Consider the following 16,340-nt stretch of genomic DNA (forward strand, 5'->3'; position numbering starts at 1 on the left):
CAAGTCAGACATAATTTGGACCTAGGCACAAGAGCAATCTTGCTCTTAGAATGTCTCTTGGGAGGAGTTTATGCGTATTCTGATTATCGAAGATAATGAGGCACTGTCACAGGGCTTGAGCAAGATTATGCTGACCAATGGTTATGCTGTTGATGCGGTGACGACGGGCGATGAAGCTGACGCCGTGCTGGCTGCTCAAAGCTATGATCTGGCATTGCTGGATTTGAACCTTCCCAATATGGATGGATTTGAGATCTTGCGCAATTTGCGGGCTCGACGGAATGATACACCTGTGCTTGTGCTTACCGCTCGCGATGGTCTGGATGATCGCATCAAAGGATTGGATTTGGGGGCGGATGACTATCTTACCAAACCCTTTGAAATCCCGGAGTTGGAGGCGCGTGTTCGGGCTTTGTTACGCCGTCGATCCGGAGCTATGGCTGCAAAATTGGAAATAGGCAAAATCTGTCTGGATATGAGCGCCCAAACGCTTCATCTGGATGAGCAACCTGAAGATATCCCGGCTCGAGAATTTCATGTCCTGCAAGCATTGATGCTGGCTAATGGGCGAGTGTTGTCCAAAACACAGATCTTGGAATCCCTTTCCTCTTTTGATGATGAATTGAGTGAAAATGCCGTGGAACAATATATTTCTCGTCTTAGAAAACGCTTGGCTCCATTTGCGGTGACCATCAAAACAGCACGGGGTTTGGGTTACTTCCTTAAAAGTGATGATGAAAGCCCATGAACGAGCAGCCCACTCCATATTCTCTACGTCGACGACTTTTGCTGTGGCTGCTGATTCCACTTGGCCTGATCGCCTTGCTGGCTTTGGTAGATAGCTATTTCAACGCGCGTCAAACCGCGAATGATGCTGCTGACAGAGTTCTGGCCGGGTCTGTGCAAGCGATTTCCGAGCGTGTTTTTGTCAATGATAGCGGGCAATTGGAAGTCGACATTCCCTATGTTGCTTTGGATATGCTGACTTCTGCGGCTCAAGACCGTGTCTTTTATCGTATTGACGGACCTGATAACGAATTTGTCACCGGTTATCGTCAATTGCCGGTAACGTTGCAAAAGCCCCAGAGTCTTGCGACGAGAGATGCCATCCAGTTTGATGACACTCGATACAAACGGGACAAAATTCGGTTGGCTGTCATGTATACAGCGGCATCTTCTGGCCTCCGTTCTATTCCGTTCAGAGTGGCAGTGGCTGAGACCATGATTGCCCGGCAACGCCTTACTCAGGAAATCCTTATCCGTTCTGCCTTGAGACAGGCAGTTCTGGTTCTTTCTGCTGCAATCATCGTCTGGTTTGCTGTTACACGTGGTTTGAGACCTTTGATCAAGCTTGAAGCGGCAATTGGGCGACGTAGTCCGGATGATCTGAGGCCCATATTGCATCATGTTCCTCATGAGGTAAGTGGTCTTGTGTTACGGATCAATGACTTCATGGCTCGTTTGTCATCATCTATCCATGCACTTAAGAACTTTACGGGGAATGCCAGCCATCAGATTCGCACTCCTCTGGCGATAATCCGCACTCAGATTACGCTGGCCCAGCGGGCAGACCAAATGGAAGATGCCAAGCACGCATTGATCACCTGCAATCATGCCATCAGCGATGCTGAGCGGACATTATCGCAGTTGATGCTTTTGGCCCGCCTTGATCACAGCGCAAGAGATGACATTCAAAGATCGGAAATCAATCTCAGTCAGATTGCGAAGACAGTGACCACATCCTTTGTTCCACCAGCCCATGAAGCCGGATTTGACCTGGGATTTGAGGGAGAGGAGGATCTAATCTGCAACGGAGACGAGATTCTGATCAGCGAGTTGCTCAAGAATTTGATTGATAACGCCATCAAACATGCAAAAGGTGGATCAGAAATTACCGTTCGTGTGCAATCTGTTAAACGTGACAAGCAGGACTATGCCCGGCTGGAAGTACAGGATGATGGTGTGGGAATACCGCATGAGATTGCGAACCAGATGGAGCGTTTCAATCATTATGTGAACTTGTCCGAAGGCAATGGTTTGGGATTGGCAATCGCTAACGAGATCGCCAATCTTTTCAAAGCCAAACTGGCGATCCAGCCGATCGATGCAGGTGAGGGCGGCTTGATCCGACTGGATCTGGAGCGATCAAGCTGATCTGATACGAAATACGGCTTCAATCTCTACCGCTGCATTTGAAGGTAGGCTCGCACTGCCCACAGCAAAGCGTACGTGGTTGGCTTTCTCAATTCCCATAACCTGAACCATGAAATCCGATGCTCCATTGACGACTTCAGGGTGAGAGGCGAAATCTGGAGCAGCATTGACAAATGCACCCAGCTTGAGGAGCTTTTCAATGCGATCCAAATCTCCACCAAGAGCTGCCTTTGCGCGAGCTAAAATTCCGATTGCACAATAACGAGCAGATTCTTGACCTTGCTCCAGACTGACATCATTGCCAAGTTTGCCTGTCAGGATTTTGCCGCCCAAATCAACTGAAATCTGACCGGATATATAGAGATAATCTCCATCAATCAGATAGGGTGCAAAATTGCCCAGTGGCTTTGGTGCAGACGGTAGTTTTATTCCAAGCTCACTCAATGCCTGATCAATCACGCTCATCGATATGACTTTCCTGTTTTGACCGTAGATTTTTAAGGGAAGAGCAGCACTTTAACTGGTGTGGCTTTTGTTTCCAAAGCCGGAAATCGGGGTCGGAATGAAGCCTATTGAGGCCTAAAGTCTCTAGAATTGCAAATGAAATATCTGTATTTGCAGACTCGTCAACTCGAAAGAATTTGAAAATGAGCTATATAGTTTTCACTCTTTTTTATGACAGAAAAATTTGCTTCTACCAAATTCATCGCATTGATGAGTTTCTGCCTTACTGCGTATTCCTGAAAAGTTGAAGTGCTTTAAAAGATAGCATTTTTTGATTTCAGCTCTTTCACGCGGGCACGATCTATATCAAACGGTTGCCCGAATTGATCAAATGGTATTTTGAAGGTGAAAGCAAAGGAAGAGGGGCCGTGGTCATGAAGATACTCGAGCCGTTCGACACCTTCGCACCATTGCGGATTGTCCCGCCTTTCATGCCACCACAAGACCAGAGGCGGCCATTTGGGAGATTGAAACCATTCCCGTCCGTGTTTCAGCGCCTTTGCGTGAAGGCCTGAATATGTGAAGACATAAAGGGATTCAATATCCCTCCAAAGAGAGAGAGTTGCCGGAGACCACCCATCTCCGCGCTCATTGTAAAAGCGAGGATAGACCTCTTCGCCCCAAGGACTTGGTCCTTCGTCTGACGCATAGCCAGATCGGGCTATGAGGCCGGGGGCCTTGTCAACAACCTCAAAGACTGGATCATTCAGCTCATGAAATCCATCATTGGATGGATTGTCGGCTGGTTCAATAAATTGGCCAAATGTGTACAGAGCTAGCGGCATTTAAAAGACATGCATGTGGAAATCAGATTGAATTGTACATAACATAACCAATCGAACACAGCGGCTCCAGGGAAGAATCTGGTATGGTCTTTGCGTGACCCTATTCTTCGATGGCTGCGATAACGCGAATTTCGACAACGGCTCCTTCACGCCTCAAGCCAGCAACTTCAATTGCAGTCCAAGTGGGGTATGGAGCACTAACATATTCGGAACGTATTCTGTTGAACAGGTCAAAATGTTCTCGCAAACCAATATGGTAAGATGTCATTTCCACGATTGATCCATGTGTTAATCCCGCTTCATTCAAAACAAGCCCAATTTTGTCAAAGGCGCTGCGAAACTGTTCTTCCAAATTGCTTGGCATTGATCCGTCAGGAAGGCTGCCTGTCAATCCAGTCAAAAACACATGATTCCCGGATATTATCCCTGGGGAGACTTTGATCTGTTCTGCTGAAATTTTGGAGTTTTTGGGAAACAGAGGTTTTCTTATCATTTTAAAGTTTTCTCCATACATTTTATGGGCAAAACAGGTGTGCAGGTTATCCGATCCTATATTTCCCGGGCAATTTGGCTTCAGTCCAAGAGTGAAGGTCTTTGCGAACATTTTCAAGCCTGATTGGGGTGCCTTCTGCAAGATCGACGGAAATGAGGGTACGGCAAGCGTTGCGCTCAGTGTTTGTCGAGTTTGCCCTTTGCAAGACCGGCTATATCCAGTCGCTTTTATTGTTGTTTTGTTCTATGGTTTGTCATGTAAATCCTGGAGCCGGTTTAAGGGCGCATATAGCAGCGGATTTGGCCGAAGAAAGTGCTTGTTACTGCTATTTCAGCTGATTGGTAGGTGATCATGTCCCAGCTGGGTTTTCCTGATGCCTGTGGGTGGCGCTTACGGATTAGATCTGCAAGGCAGAGAACTCATTTTGCTGTCCAAGATATCTCTCTAAGAGCGCTTAATTTTTTGTATGTATCAAGGGTTGCTTCATGCCTCCCAAAAAGCAGTAAACCACTGTCAGAACTGATCTCGGAGACGTGGAATTTCCAATCGCGCACGAGGCTTGAAATCCATTCGAACATCACCCTCAGCATCTGAATCGGCTAGCTTTTAATGATCGAAAAGTGGTCGAGCCAAAAGTCTTCCAAGCCAAAGTCTCGACAGGAGAGCGGTATCCCCGACGCATGGTTGAACTTGAAGATGTTTTCCGGGCTAGAATGCCAGCCCGGAAAAGACAATGCCCAATCCCAGAGCACTCAAGCCAAGCTTGGGCAAGAGTGAGCGGGCTGCAATCAGACCATAGCTCAGAAGGCTCAGACCGATCGCGACACGAACAAAGCCAAAGAGAGCATTTGCAGGATTGTCCATGAGCTGCAAAAGCTCAGGATTGGCAATCATGCCAAGCGGGATCACATAAAGTCCCACGCCCAGCGCCATGGCTGTCAGTGCCACTTTGATCCAATTCTCCTCAATCATGCCAGCAGCAATGAAAACTGCGCCACAGACTGGCGGAGTGATGGTTGATAACAAAGCGAACCAGAAGACAAACAGATGGGCTTGTAGAGGGGCCAAACCTTGCTGGATCAGGGCAGGGCCGGCAACCGATACACAGATCACATAAGCCGCTGTGGTCGGGACTTCCATGCCCAGAATAAGGCAGGCCAGCGCGGTCAAGAACAGTGATGGCCAGAGCATTCCGCCCGACCCAGCCAAAATCAGGGATGTGATCTTTACGCCCAAACCTGTAATGGACAGGACGCCAATGATGATCGAAGCACAAAAGATGATGGATGCGATCATCGACACCTGACGGGCAGAGTTCAAAAGAGCAGAGGAAAAACGCTCATTTATCAATGCGAGATCAAACTTTGCCGAGCGATTGAAAAGCAACAGAACAGCACCGGCCAGAATGGCCATGCAGGCCGCATATTGTGGAGAAAAACCAGCACCGAACATGCCCCATAGCAAGACTGTGAATGGGATCAGAAAGAAGGCGGATGTGATCAGTACATCTCTTGAAGAGGGGTGCTCGCTCTTGTCAACGGCCCGAAGTTCGAAGCGGCGGGCATAGGCATTGATGCCCATCCAGACGGCAAAGAAAAACAGGACGGCAGGTAAAATGGCTGCGGACATGATCCCGGTATAGGGAACACCGGTCAACTCAACCATGACAAAGGCACCGGCGCCCATGAGAGGCGGCATGATTTGTCCACCTGAGGAAGCAACGGCTTCTACTGCGGCGGCAAGTCGTTTGGGATAGCCCAGCTTGGTCATGGCAGGGAGAGTAATAGCACCAGTAGATGCAACATTGGCGGATGCTGAACCTGAGATGGATCCGAATAGTGCCGATGAAATGACGGAGACCTTTGCAGCGCCACCTTTCAGGCGTCCGGCAGCGGCGGTTGCAACATTCATGAAGCCCTGCCCGGCTTCACCTGCATTAAGAACTGCACCAAAAATCACGAAGATCGATACCACTCCGACGGATACCGCAGTCAGGCTTCCCCAAATGCCGCCTTCTGCAATGGTGAGCGTGCCCAGAAAGCTTTGCAACGGAGTGCCGGAATGGCCAAACTCACCGGGAATATGTTGCCCAAACAGGGCATAAAGAAGCGCAACAACTGCGACCATTGGCAAAGGCCAGCCAATCGCACGACGTGCCGCTTCTATCACGCAGATCAACAGCACCAGTGCGACACCAATCTGGAAGTCACCTTCCAGAAACCCATATTGATCGCCCAGCATATTGTGATTGAGAGCAATCCAGATGGAGGCGGCTACGCCAAGAAGAGCCAATATGCTGCCACTCATCAGTTCAAAACCGGATTTTGCGCCATAAACAAACACCCATGGCAACACGAAAGCCAAGTGAAGAGGGCGGCTGACCAGGTTGGGCACAAGTCCTGAAAAGATCAGACCAAGGTGGAAGGCAACCATAACCAAGGCCAAAAACAGCCAGAATAGCTTGATTGGTTTCGGCCAACTGACTTCGGTCATAAGAATGCTTCCTCAAGTAAAAGGGCCAGTACATTACTGGCCCTTATCATTGTTGAATGGATGGCTATTACATCTGAGCGTCTGTCAGAGTGATGCCTGCTTCCTTGTAATAACGAACAGCACCTGGGTGGATTTTGCCAGTAATGTTTGTCATCAGGCTGCTGTCGACACCGTTCCACCATGGGGCAGCGGAGCCCATGGACTTCTTGCCTTCCCAGAAGGTTTTGGTCAGCGCATAGGCGGTGTCGTCATCCATTTTTGTGGTGGTGTAAGCAGCAACTGGCAGAGATGTCGTTACGATGTCTTCTTTCTGACCAGCATAGGTGCCTGCAGGAATGGTCAGACGCGTGCGCTTGCTTTTCTTGATCTGCTCGTCATTCAGTGTCAGAACTTTCACACCAGTGCTTGCGGCAGCTTCGATCACATTTGGTGCAGGATAGGAACCGGCAGTAACAAAGCCATCGATCTGTCCATTTTTCAGCGCTTGAACTGCGCCGGAAAGTTCAACGTCGGCAATCTTCACTTTGCCTTCCAGACCGAACAGCTTCAGATATTTCGCGCCTTCACGAGCACCGAAAGAGCCTTTGCCCAATAGGATGGTCTTGCCTTCCAAACCGGCGAAATCCTTGATGTCGGAGCCTTCAGAGACAACAAAATGCATGGTCAGGGATGGGATAGGGAAGAGAGCACGGATGTCGTTGAAAGCAGGGTTGCCCTTGTCCTTGAACATCGCCTTGCCGCCTTGCGCCAGCTTTACCAGAACAGGAGGCGTTGTGAAGACATAGTCACCGCCACGGGCGCGGACTTCCATCACATTCTGAACGGACCCTTGGCTTTCCTCGACGGTCACAATGATATCGCCATTTGAGCCTGCTTTCATCGCCTCAGAAATCTGCACACCCATCTGATAATAGGATGAGGTGGATTTTGCGGATTTATAGGTGACCCGTGTTTCTGCGAGGGAAGCCGTAGAGCCGACTGCGATCAGAGCTGCAGCAGAAATTATCTGTTTCAATGTCATTTTTATGTTTCCTCCTGAATATTTGAACAAATACTCACCTGTTTGAATGACGATGTCGAGACTGGAATGTGTTTGATTGTGTGCAGCCATATGAAACGGCTACGTAGGGAAGGGATGCTCTATCTTGTCTATACAAAACAGGGTTTTAGTCAAGGTTGTTTTATTTATGCTATCCCGATTACCCGTTGGTGGAGTAACCAGCGCCTATTTGTCGAGCTGAAGTAGAGTATACGAGGCTTGTCATTCCCAATCATGATGTTTGGGAGAAAATGTTTTGCTTGCTTTTCGACTAGATGCTAGCGCTACGTTGAAATTTGGTAAGATATTCAACGAGAAAGAGAGCACACTCACCCATGTCGAAGCATGCTTAATATCTAAAGCTTTTTATATGCTGGATTGAACCGGTGAGAGCTTTGGATAGACTGACAAAGGATAAGTGAAACAGAATGAATGCATGCCGGATAGCATGAAAGCAGACATGCGTTAGATTCTGATCTCCACTCATGCGGCATTGTATCTTGAACAAAGGAGCGTGGACGTGCGGCCTCGAAAAAGAACGGGAGAGCTCATTATCAATTGAGCTCTCCGCTGAGCTGATTTTGACTAGTGTATAGTTGATACCAGGCAATCTGATATAAGCGTGCCAACTAGTTTTGCACCCGCCTCATTGAAGTGACAATCATCAGTAAGATATTTGATACTTGCAGGGACGTTTTGGGAGATTGGGCAGGCCTTCAAATGCTCACTGTTCCGAGCGAAAGATATAAGCCAGGAATTGTAGGTATTTGATATATCGGTCAGATTGTTCAGTGACAACGTGTAGGCCTCGTTCGGAGGCGTCATCCATAGGCGTTCCCGCAAGCCCTGTTCAATCTCAGCTTGATAGGCTACAGGCTGATCAATGAAAATGCAGTTCAAACCCCATTCCTTACATCCGTCACTGATTTTCTGAACCCAGTTTTTATAGCGTTCACTGACAGTTTTGAAGGTCACATCCACTTTTTCAGGGCGATTTAAACTATCATTCTGCTTCGAATAGTAATCACCCCGCTCAATCGTTAAATTGTCCGGTGCCTTTGGGCGGAAGCTATTGGCAATATTGAAAGCATTTTCCAAGCCATAGCGAAGCGGAGTGTTGCGAAATCCAAGTTCTGGAAAAGGGATTGCAGATTGTAGTGCCTTGATGTCCTTGTTCCAGTCATTGATGCCCATCATGAACAAAACCATGTCTGGTTGATAGTTTTTGATCTCTTCCAAAGTGGCGTAATGCTGACGCGAGGTCAGACCAGAGACACCAGTATTGATGACTTCGACGTCTCGCCCTGTTTTTTGTTCCAACAATTCCTGTAGAACTGAGGTCCAGGTCTCATGATCATCAAGGGCCAATTGTTCTGTTGTACTGCCACCAATTGCAAAGACCCGGAATGGTTCCTTGTCTGAATAATCGATTTTCTTGGTCGTACGGAAGCCTTTGGAGTCGGTTGTGATGGATTCAACCCCGCTAAATCCCGGCAATACATCGCCGACAATTTGGATTTTCGTGTCCAAGTTAGGCGGTAGAGTTATATAGTCCACCTTCATGAACAAAGCCAACGGCGTGTTCAGCCCCATTAGCAAAAGAAATGTGATGGCAATCTGCTGCATTTTTTCAAACATCAGCAGAGCTAGAGAAACAAGGAACAGACACGCCAATATGGCGTAAAGGGCTTTTCTTTTTGCGCCGATCAAATCCCATTCTTCGTTGTAGACCGAAAATAGGAAAGAAAACAGACATAAAGCCCAAAAGCCGAGTTTGAACGAATTAGTCGAGCTCATATTTTTCCTCGTAATTTTCTTTCAGGTTGGCGTCTTGGTCTTCCTTTTTCAGAATGAAATTTCCGACAACCAGAACGTCGAGTTCGGTTCCCATGAAGCACCGGAATGCGTCTTCAGGAGTGCAAACAATTGGTTCCCCACGGACATTGAAAGAGGTGTTTACAACGACAGGGCAGCCCGAGAGCTCCTTGAAGCGACTGATTACCGCATGATATTTAGGATTGGTTTCCTTATGCACCGTCTGAATACGTGCACTGTAATCAACATGTGTGATGGCCGGTATTTCTGAACGGGGCACATTCAGTTTGTCGATTCCGAATAGGCTTTCTTCATCTTCAGACATCTGGCGGCGCTTCTCTTTGGCAACATTCGCCACTAGAAGCATGTAAGGGCTGTCATTCTCAATCTCGAACCAGTTGTGAACGTCTTCCCGCAAAACGCTAGGAGCGAATGGCCTGAAAGACTCGCGATATTTCACTTTTAGGTTCAGCAGCTTCTGCATTGACGGAGAGCGAGGATCTGCAATGATACTGCGCCCACCCAGAGCTCGTGGTCCAAACTCCATACGTCCATTCATCCAACCAATTGCTTTGCCATCTGCGAGAGCTTGAGCGGTGGCGTCGACAATGCTTTGGTCGGAATGTTCAACAAAAATTGCACCAGATTTTGTCAAACTCTCGCGTATCTGGTCGGCATTGAAATCTGGCCCGAGATATGAGCCGCGCATGCTGTCTGTATGATTGCTAACCGATCTAGGATTGTTAAAGGCGATGTGATGAGCCGCAAGAGCTGCTCCCAATGCTCCCCCAGCATCCCCAGCAGCGGGTTGAATCCAGATGTTTTCAAACAAACCCTCTCGAAGCAGATGTCCATTCGCGACACAGTTCAAAGCAACACCACCAGCGAGACACAGGTTTTTCTGGCCAGTTTCCTTTGCTATGTTTTTACATAGTTTCAGAACAACTTCTTCAGTGACTTTCTGAACTGAAGCAGCGAGATCCATCTCGCGTTGAGTCAATTCCGATTCAGGTTCGCGGGCAGGGCCACCAAACAAGTCGTCAAACTTCTTGTTTGTCATACGTAGGCCGGTGCAATAGTCAAAATACGACATGTCGAGCTGGAAAGATCCGTCTTCTCGAATGTCAATCACGTTCTCTTTGAGCTTGTCCGCAAAGCGTGGTTCCCCGTAGGGGGCCAGACCCATCACTTTATACTCACCCGAATTCACTCTGAACCCGGTGTAATATGTCAGAGCTGAATATAGCAGCCCAAGAGAATGCGGGAAGTGCAGCTCTTTATGAACGTTGAGCTGGTTCTCATTTCCAATTGCGAGGGAGGTGGTGGTCCACTCGCCAACTCCATCCATCGTCAAAACAGCGGCATCTTCAAAAGGTGAAGGAAAGTATGCGCTCGCGGCATGGCTGAGATGGTGTTCGGAAAACAGAAGTTTCTCTGACCAGTCCACGGTGTCGCCAAAAGCTGTTTTGAACTCATCAGCAATGACTGACTTCTGAAATAGCTTGTCCTTGATCCAAACAGGCATTGAGGTGACGAAACTTTTAAAGCCCCGAGGTGCAAATGCCAGATAGGTTTCCAGCAAACGCTCGAACTTCAAAAAAGGTTTGTCATAGAAAACAATATTATCAACCTGATCCGCCCGAATACCAGCTTCCGCGAGACAGTATTTGATTGCCTTCACGGGAAAGCCAGGATCGTGCTTGGTTCGCGTGAAGCGCTCTTCTTGAGCTGCAGCTACAATTTCGCCGTTCTTGAGCAAACAGGCCGCGCTGTCATGATAAAATGCTGAAACGCCAAGTATGTACATTGGATGGTCCTGATCAATTATCTGCTCGCGGCATTGCTTGAAGCGATCTCACAACGCCGCGAAATCAATTAGTTAGAGAGCCTGGCTGAATTATGCAGGTCGAATTTTGCTTTAGAACAAGGTATAGATAAATGGTGCGACAACGGATCCCTTGGCCAGGATCAGCAAACCACCCATGATGATCATGACCGTAATTACGGGTGCCAACCAAAGTTTTTTACGTACTCGTAAAAAAGCCCACATTTCGGCTACGAAAGACATAGTTGAGTTCCTTTAGTGCTGGTTCTTGAAAGAATTCGGTTCAGGGCCGACTGGATTGCGAATGATCCAATGAGATGAAACATTTCTGCGTTTCAGACGTAGTTCGTCACGACCAAATATTTTGGTCACGAGTGCGATCGGAGTGATGAGCAAGAAAAAAATGAATCCGAGAACAATGGGACTTACGATTTTGCTCAACAGGATGCCGAACTTGAACCAGAGTTTGTTTGGTAGAGTGAGCCAATCAGGAGCAACGGATGCGAGGCCACCAAAACCAGCAGCTAAAACGACTGAAACAGTGGCTGACATATTGGATTCTGACCAGAAAAGGTAGGCGCTCAAGCAAATAAAAATTATAGCAAAAAAATAGCCGAACTTTCTGTTCGACGGTAAAGGGATTTCTTTATCAAGCATACTCGCCTCATATGATACGCAACTTCTAAATGTTGCGAGCAAGTTGCTTTCTGCGAATTAATTTTGAATGAATTTAACTTGGAAACGCTCTATAAAGTCCAGTTTTGGTTAAGAATTGCTGAGCACGAAAGATTTTTAGAAATCAGTAAGAAAGGATGTGAAAGAGCAGCGGATAAATAGAACTTTGCTCACGCCATCATATGATGCGAATTACATCGAATGGTAGTAGAGTATCAGGGAATTCCTGAACCACATAAAGCATTCAAAGAAAGGTAAAGTGGCGGACCTAGATGTATTAGGTTCGAACCAATTATTCGACGAGCTTACCCGTTGGAATGAAGTTTTACAACACCACAAAAATGACTTGCGGGGGCCTTGCCCATGAGGTCTTTGCATTCGAAACCGATTAAGCGTCCGCCACCATTTTCCATTCGCTTTACGCCTGAAGAGCGTGATCAGGTTGAACAGGCTGCGGGCGGGATGCCACTTGCGTCCTATATTAAATCCGTCGTTCTTTCTGATAATGCGCCTGTCTATCGCAAGCGACGCAAGCCGCCTGTTGTTGACCAAAAGCTTCTCGCAGAAATCCTTGCGCGACTTGGTGGAAGCCGCACGGCAAGTAATCTCAATCAGATCGCCAAACATTTGAATCAAGGGACATTGATTGTCGATCCTGATTTGGAAGTGGATTTACATCGCGCCATCGCGGAAATGGCGTGGATGCGAGCAAGTTTGATGCGGGCTTTGGGGATCAAATTATGATCCTTAAAGGCTCACAACGTGCGGGTGCATCCGCTCTTGCTAATCATCTAATGAATGAGCGTGACAACGATCACATTACATTGTTAGAGTTGCATGGATTCGCTTCCAGCAACCTAAACGATGCACTGTTGGAAACGCATGCCATTTCTAAGGCAACGCGGTGTAAGCAGTATATGTTTTCTTTGAGTTTAAACCCACCCAAGGACTGTATTGCGACCGAAGATGATTACATCGAGGCCGCTGATCGTGCAGAAAAAACATTGGGATTGGATGGGCAACCCCGTGCCATTGTTATTCATGAAAAAGAAGGTCGCCGCCACGCACATGTGGTGTGGTCACGCATTGATGGGCAGGAGTTAAAGGCAATTAATCTCCCTCATTATAAGAACAAGCTGCGTGATTTATCGCGTGATTTGTTTTTGGATCATGGATGGGATTTACCCAATGGACTGAAGACTTATGGTGGCAAAAGCCCTCTCAACTTCACCCTGGAAGAATGGCAGCAAGCCAAACGACAAAATATCGACCCTCGTGAGATCAAACAGGCATTTCAGCAAGCGTGGGAACGATCTGACAGTTTGGTTGGCCTAGTAAACGCCTTAGAGGATCGCGGATATTTTCTAGCTCGCGGTGATCGACGTGGCTTTGTCGCTATAGACGTCGATGGGAATGTCTACGCGCTTTCGAAATGGTCTGGTGTACGCGCTAAAGATTTAAAATCCAAACTTGGATCTCCTGACCAGTTGCCCTCTGTTGATGAGACAAAGGACACCATCCGATCCAAGGTTTCAGATCAAATGCGGGATTATATCTCGCAAGTGAAAGACCGTCAGCGCCGCGATTTTGATCCGCTACGTGAAACCCACGACGCAATGAAACAAGCACATCGAGAAGAACGACAAAAGCTGCATGATGGGCAAACTAAACGCTGGACAAACGAAACCAAGTTGCGTTTTGAGCGGCTGAATAAAGGGCTACGCGGTCTGTTTGATCGCCTGACTGGTAAAGCAAAATCCATTCAAAAGCAGAATGAAATGGAAGCGAGGGCTTGCGCGGCACGTGATCAGAAACAACGTGATTTTATGGTCATGGCACAAATGGCAGAGCGCCAAAAACTCCAAAGACAGATCGATACACTGCGCGCCAAACACAAAAGGGACCGAAAAATACTCGCGAATGATGTTGCGCGATCTTTGCAACGCCAACGTAAATTCAAAGATATTGAACACAATCACGGCCTCAATATTAGGCCTCACCCCACTCTATCTCTATGATTTAGGATATATCTATGAAACTGAACTATTTGATTTCAGCTACAATTACTGGAATGCTCGCTATTGTCTTGTTTACAACCAGCACCGAGGCACAATCCATATTTTTTGGCATTGATGATTATGGAAGGCGAACGAACCCAATCGGCTTAAAGCTCCTAACAATGTTGATCCCGATTTGTTTAGGGTTTTGCATAGGTTGGTTTTTCTCGCCAGGAGCAAGCAGAGTCAGAGGTGCGACCCTGATTTTTAGTGCCGTTTCTATAATTTTAGTAGCAATCGCCAACGATGGGGTCTTAGGCGGAAGCTCCGCCCTGCTTGTTGCTGTCGTAGGCTTTTTTGGTGCACTTGGTTTTTGGCTTAAAAGGGGAATCTCTGCGCTTGGTGAAGCGCCAAGAACTTTTGGGTCAAGCCGTTGGGCTACTCAAGAAGATTTAGAAATACACAACATTATTGGTGATGATGGGATTAGAATAGGACAAGCCTATCACCAAGCTCCGACAGACGTGATTTCATATAAAGGTGACCGACATCTTTTAACTGTTGCCCCAACACGATCAGGTAAAGGCACAACCCAAATCATCCCGAATTTATTGAGCTATACAGGCTCTACGCTTGTGATTGATCCTAAAGGCGAAAATGCCATGATTACAACAGGGCATCGTAAGGCTATGGGCCAAGATGTTTATATTGTTGATCCGTGGGGCATTGCAAATATTGAAGGCATAGAAACGGCACATTTTAATCCTCTTGATTGGCTCGATATTACTGATGTTGATATTACGGAAAATGCTATGTTGCTTGCTGACGCATTGGTTGTTGGTGAAAACCACGCAGATAGTTTTTGGATCGAAGAGGCGAAAGCCTTGTTGCAGGGACTTATTCTTTATGTTGCGACTGATGAAAATGAGGCAGACCAACGCCATTTGGGTCGAGTTCGGGATTTGCTCTTGTTGGATGGCGAAGACATGCCAAAACAGTTTAAAAGAATGACCCAATCCCCTCACCATATTGTCGCCAGCACTGGCGCGCGATGCTTACAGAAAGAACCCAAACTTATTGCCAATGTCCTTGCGGCAGCGCAGGCACAAACTCATTTTCTTGATAGTGCGCGAATACGTGAAAGTCTTTCTATGTCTGACTTTAAGTTTGAGGACTTGAAGACAAAACCGATGTCAATATATTTGGTTTTACCAGCAGATCGTCTTAATGCGTTTGGTCGATGGCTGCGGTTGCTCGTGCAACAAGCCATTACAGTCAATGCTAGGAATATCGCCAAGAAGCCTGAAAAACCGATCTTGTTTATTTTGGATGAGTTCGCGGCATTAGGGCGGCTAAGTATGGTTGAGCAAGCGTATGGATTGATGGCGGGCTTCGGGCTTCAAATATGGGGTATTGTTCAGGACTTCAATCAGTTGGAGCGTATCTATGGCGGTGGTTGGCAATCTTTCGTCTCGAATTCAGGCATGATTAACTACTTCGGCTCGAGTGACAAAATGACGGCTGAGTATTTCTCGTCCATGTGTGGTGAAACAACAGTTTGGAACTTTAGCTCCGCTGTTGCTAATGCCTTTTCTCCAAGCTCGGGGGACAAGTCGACAACAGAAACGGACAACAGATCAGCAGCACAACGTAAACTTGCTTATCCCGATGAGTTAATGCGTATAAACACGACTAAACAGATCGTTTTTATTGAGAATATGTATCCACTTCAGGCATTTAAAACACCATGGTTTAAAGATGAAGCCCTGAAATCCAAAGGTGTTAACCTGCATGATCAATAATCATTATTTGGTGGCGGGAAATTTCCGCCACTACCCATTTATGAGAACTTCAAGGATTGTTGCTGTGAGTGACGAGGACAAAAACAACCGTTCGAAAAATCCGTTCAACTTAAACGCCCAACCTCAAAAGAAGACAAACATTAGGGATCAAGATAACGTAGCCAAAGAACATAGCCCTCCAAATAATGAAAGCCATCCACGCCCCAATACTGCACCGCGCGGCATGAAAGGCATAAAGACAAAAGAACAACAGCAACAAGCGTATGATGTCGAGTTTGAGTTTGATCTTCTTGTAGAAAAAAGTGACATGGAATGGCATCGCGTAATCGACGGTAACTTTGATCATTCCGAAAATCTGAAAGGCTTTAGTTTCGAGTTGACGCTCAGCGAAGACAATAAAAGCAAAACGATTGAGGGAAGTAATATTGAACAACTTGATTTGAAGAAGGATGGTCTGATCGTTTCACGTTTTGATAAAGGCTGGAAACATAAATCCAACATGCCGAAGGCAAACAAAGCAATAGAACAACTAAAAGAGAAATTCCCCGAGCAAAAGAAGGAGTTTAAATCCTTTGCCGATATGAACCCTAATGACGATAGGGATATTGATTTATAAGATAATTTTGTGGAAATGATAGTCGATATTTGTTATTATTTAGAATGGATTACTTAGATAAACACTTATTTCCCGAACACGAACCTGTTGGTCGAACAGTCACCAATTGTCTCGGGTCACGAGAGATCGTTGTTCTCCCAAA

The 16,340-nt window shown here is 46.9% G+C and carries 15 protein-coding genes; 6 read left to right on the top strand and 9 right to left on the bottom strand.

The window, feature by feature from the left end; all coding sequences use genetic code 11:
* The first annotated feature begins 70 nt into the window (after positions 1-70).
* Both CRO57_RS04590 and CRO57_RS04595 read left to right on the top strand, forming a co-directional pair.
* Positions 71-748, top strand: coding sequence for a response regulator (locus CRO57_RS04590; RefSeq protein ID WP_097152185.1), 678 nt, complete (start codon positions 71-73; stop codon positions 746-748).
* The gene (locus tag CRO57_RS04595) at positions 745-2,154 is read left to right on the top strand and encodes a sensor histidine kinase (protein ID WP_097152186.1); all 1,410 of its coding nucleotides are present in this window, start codon (positions 745-747) and stop codon (positions 2,152-2,154) included. The genes CRO57_RS04590 and CRO57_RS04595 overlap by 4 nt, the downstream gene beginning before the upstream one ends.
* Here the strand turns inward: CRO57_RS04595 and CRO57_RS04600 are convergent.
* From CRO57_RS04600 to CRO57_RS04640, 9 genes are all read right to left on the bottom strand, one after another.
* A complete protein-coding gene (locus tag CRO57_RS04600; protein ID WP_097152187.1) occupies positions 2,146-2,619 on the bottom strand; it encodes a RidA family protein in 474 nt (157 codons plus the stop codon). The two genes, CRO57_RS04595 and CRO57_RS04600, sit on opposite strands and share 9 nt — an antisense overlap.
* Before the next feature lie 293 nt (positions 2,620-2,912).
* Complete coding sequence (locus CRO57_RS04605) at positions 2,913-3,443, bottom strand: DUF3291 domain-containing protein (protein WP_097152188.1); 531 nt, start codon at positions 3,441-3,443, stop codon at positions 2,913-2,915.
* Between the two features lie 100 nt (positions 3,444-3,543).
* Positions 3,544-4,047 carry a RidA family protein gene (locus tag CRO57_RS04610; RefSeq protein ID WP_210200752.1) on the bottom strand — a complete coding sequence of 168 codons (504 nt, stop codon included), beginning with the start codon at positions 4,045-4,047 and terminating at the stop codon, positions 3,544-3,546.
* A gap of 597 nt (positions 4,048-4,644) precedes the next feature.
* Positions 4,645-6,429, bottom strand: a complete 1,785-nt coding sequence (locus tag CRO57_RS04615; protein ID WP_097152190.1) for a TRAP transporter permease — start codon at positions 6,427-6,429, stop codon at positions 4,645-4,647.
* A 67-nt stretch (positions 6,430-6,496) separates the two neighbouring features.
* Complete coding sequence (locus tag CRO57_RS04620; protein ID WP_097152191.1) at positions 6,497-7,450, bottom strand: TAXI family TRAP transporter solute-binding subunit; 954 nt, start codon at positions 7,448-7,450, stop codon at positions 6,497-6,499.
* A 603-nt stretch (positions 7,451-8,053) separates the two neighbouring features.
* On the bottom strand, positions 8,054-9,265 hold the full coding sequence (locus CRO57_RS04625) for an SGNH/GDSL hydrolase family protein (protein WP_097152192.1): 1,212 nt from the start codon (positions 9,263-9,265) through the stop codon (positions 8,054-8,056).
* Positions 9,252-11,090, bottom strand: coding sequence for a carbamoyltransferase family protein (locus CRO57_RS04630; protein WP_097152193.1), 1,839 nt, complete (start codon positions 11,088-11,090; stop codon positions 9,252-9,254). The genes CRO57_RS04625 and CRO57_RS04630 overlap by 14 nt, the downstream gene beginning before the upstream one ends.
* Before the next feature lie 111 nt (positions 11,091-11,201).
* Positions 11,202-11,351, bottom strand: a complete 150-nt coding sequence (locus tag CRO57_RS24705) for a DUF5989 family protein (protein WP_097152194.1) — start codon at positions 11,349-11,351, stop codon at positions 11,202-11,204.
* A gap of 12 nt (positions 11,352-11,363) precedes the next feature.
* Complete coding sequence (locus tag CRO57_RS04640; RefSeq protein ID WP_097152195.1) at positions 11,364-11,765, bottom strand: SxtJ family membrane protein; 402 nt, start codon at positions 11,763-11,765, stop codon at positions 11,364-11,366.
* A gap of 381 nt (positions 11,766-12,146) precedes the next feature.
* Here CRO57_RS04640 and CRO57_RS04645 point away from each other — a divergent pair, with 381 nt between their 5' ends.
* Genes CRO57_RS04645 through CRO57_RS04660 form a run of 4 tightly spaced genes read left to right on the top strand, consistent with a single transcriptional unit; the run spans position 12,147 to position 16,198 of the window.
* Complete coding sequence (locus CRO57_RS04645) at positions 12,147-12,527, top strand: hypothetical protein (RefSeq protein ID WP_210200753.1); 381 nt, start codon at positions 12,147-12,149, stop codon at positions 12,525-12,527.
* Entirely contained in the window at positions 12,482-13,801 is a 1,320-nt protein-coding gene (locus tag CRO57_RS04650) for a relaxase/mobilization nuclease domain-containing protein (protein ID WP_210200754.1), read from the top strand. Before CRO57_RS04645 ends, CRO57_RS04650 begins: the two co-directional genes overlap by 46 nt.
* A 14-nt stretch (positions 13,802-13,815) precedes the next feature.
* Complete coding sequence (locus tag CRO57_RS04655; protein ID WP_097152196.1) at positions 13,816-15,582, top strand: type IV secretory system conjugative DNA transfer family protein; 1,767 nt, start codon at positions 13,816-13,818, stop codon at positions 15,580-15,582.
* Positions 15,572-16,198: a DUF7678 domain-containing protein gene (locus tag CRO57_RS04660; RefSeq protein ID WP_097152197.1), complete on the top strand. Its 627-nt coding sequence runs from the start codon at positions 15,572-15,574 to the stop codon at positions 16,196-16,198. Before CRO57_RS04655 ends, CRO57_RS04660 begins: the two co-directional genes overlap by 11 nt.
* Positions 16,199-16,340 lie beyond the last annotated feature (142 nt).

The sequence above is a fragment of the Cohaesibacter gelatinilyticus genome (assembly GCF_900215605.1).
GTDB classification, from domain to species: domain Bacteria; phylum Pseudomonadota; class Alphaproteobacteria; order Rhizobiales; family Cohaesibacteraceae; genus Cohaesibacter; species Cohaesibacter gelatinilyticus.

Excerpts from the sequence above, each read along its gene's own strand:
- CRO57_RS04590 (WP_097152185.1), top strand. The coding sequence starts at position 71 with ATGCGTATTCTGATTATCGAAGATAATGAGGCACTGTCACAGGGCTTG.
- CRO57_RS04595 (WP_097152186.1), top strand. The coding sequence starts at position 745 with ATGAACGAGCAGCCCACTCCATATTCTCTACGTCGACGACTTTTGCTG.
- CRO57_RS04600 (WP_097152187.1), bottom strand. The coding sequence starts at position 2,619 with ATGAGCGTGATTGATCAGGCATTGAGTGAGCTTGGAATAAAACTACCG.
- CRO57_RS04605 (WP_097152188.1), bottom strand. The coding sequence starts at position 3,443 with ATGCCGCTAGCTCTGTACACATTTGGCCAATTTATTGAACCAGCCGAC.
- CRO57_RS04610 (WP_210200752.1), bottom strand. The coding sequence starts at position 4,047 with ATGTTCGCAAAGACCTTCACTCTTGGACTGAAGCCAAATTGCCCGGGA.
- CRO57_RS04615 (WP_097152190.1), bottom strand. The coding sequence starts at position 6,429 with ATGACCGAAGTCAGTTGGCCGAAACCAATCAAGCTATTCTGGCTGTTT.
- CRO57_RS04620 (WP_097152191.1), bottom strand. The coding sequence starts at position 7,450 with ATGACATTGAAACAGATAATTTCTGCTGCAGCTCTGATCGCAGTCGGC.
- CRO57_RS04625 (WP_097152192.1), bottom strand. The coding sequence starts at position 9,265 with ATGAGCTCGACTAATTCGTTCAAACTCGGCTTTTGGGCTTTATGTCTG.
- CRO57_RS04630 (WP_097152193.1), bottom strand. The coding sequence starts at position 11,090 with ATGTACATACTTGGCGTTTCAGCATTTTATCATGACAGCGCGGCCTGT.
- CRO57_RS24705 (WP_097152194.1), bottom strand. The coding sequence starts at position 11,351 with ATGTCTTTCGTAGCCGAAATGTGGGCTTTTTTACGAGTACGTAAAAAA.
- CRO57_RS04640 (WP_097152195.1), bottom strand. The coding sequence starts at position 11,765 with ATGCTTGATAAAGAAATCCCTTTACCGTCGAACAGAAAGTTCGGCTAT.
- CRO57_RS04645 (WP_210200753.1), top strand. The coding sequence starts at position 12,147 with ATGAGGTCTTTGCATTCGAAACCGATTAAGCGTCCGCCACCATTTTCC.
- CRO57_RS04655 (WP_097152196.1), top strand. The coding sequence starts at position 13,816 with ATGAAACTGAACTATTTGATTTCAGCTACAATTACTGGAATGCTCGCT.
- CRO57_RS04660 (WP_097152197.1), top strand. The coding sequence starts at position 15,572 with ATGATCAATAATCATTATTTGGTGGCGGGAAATTTCCGCCACTACCCA.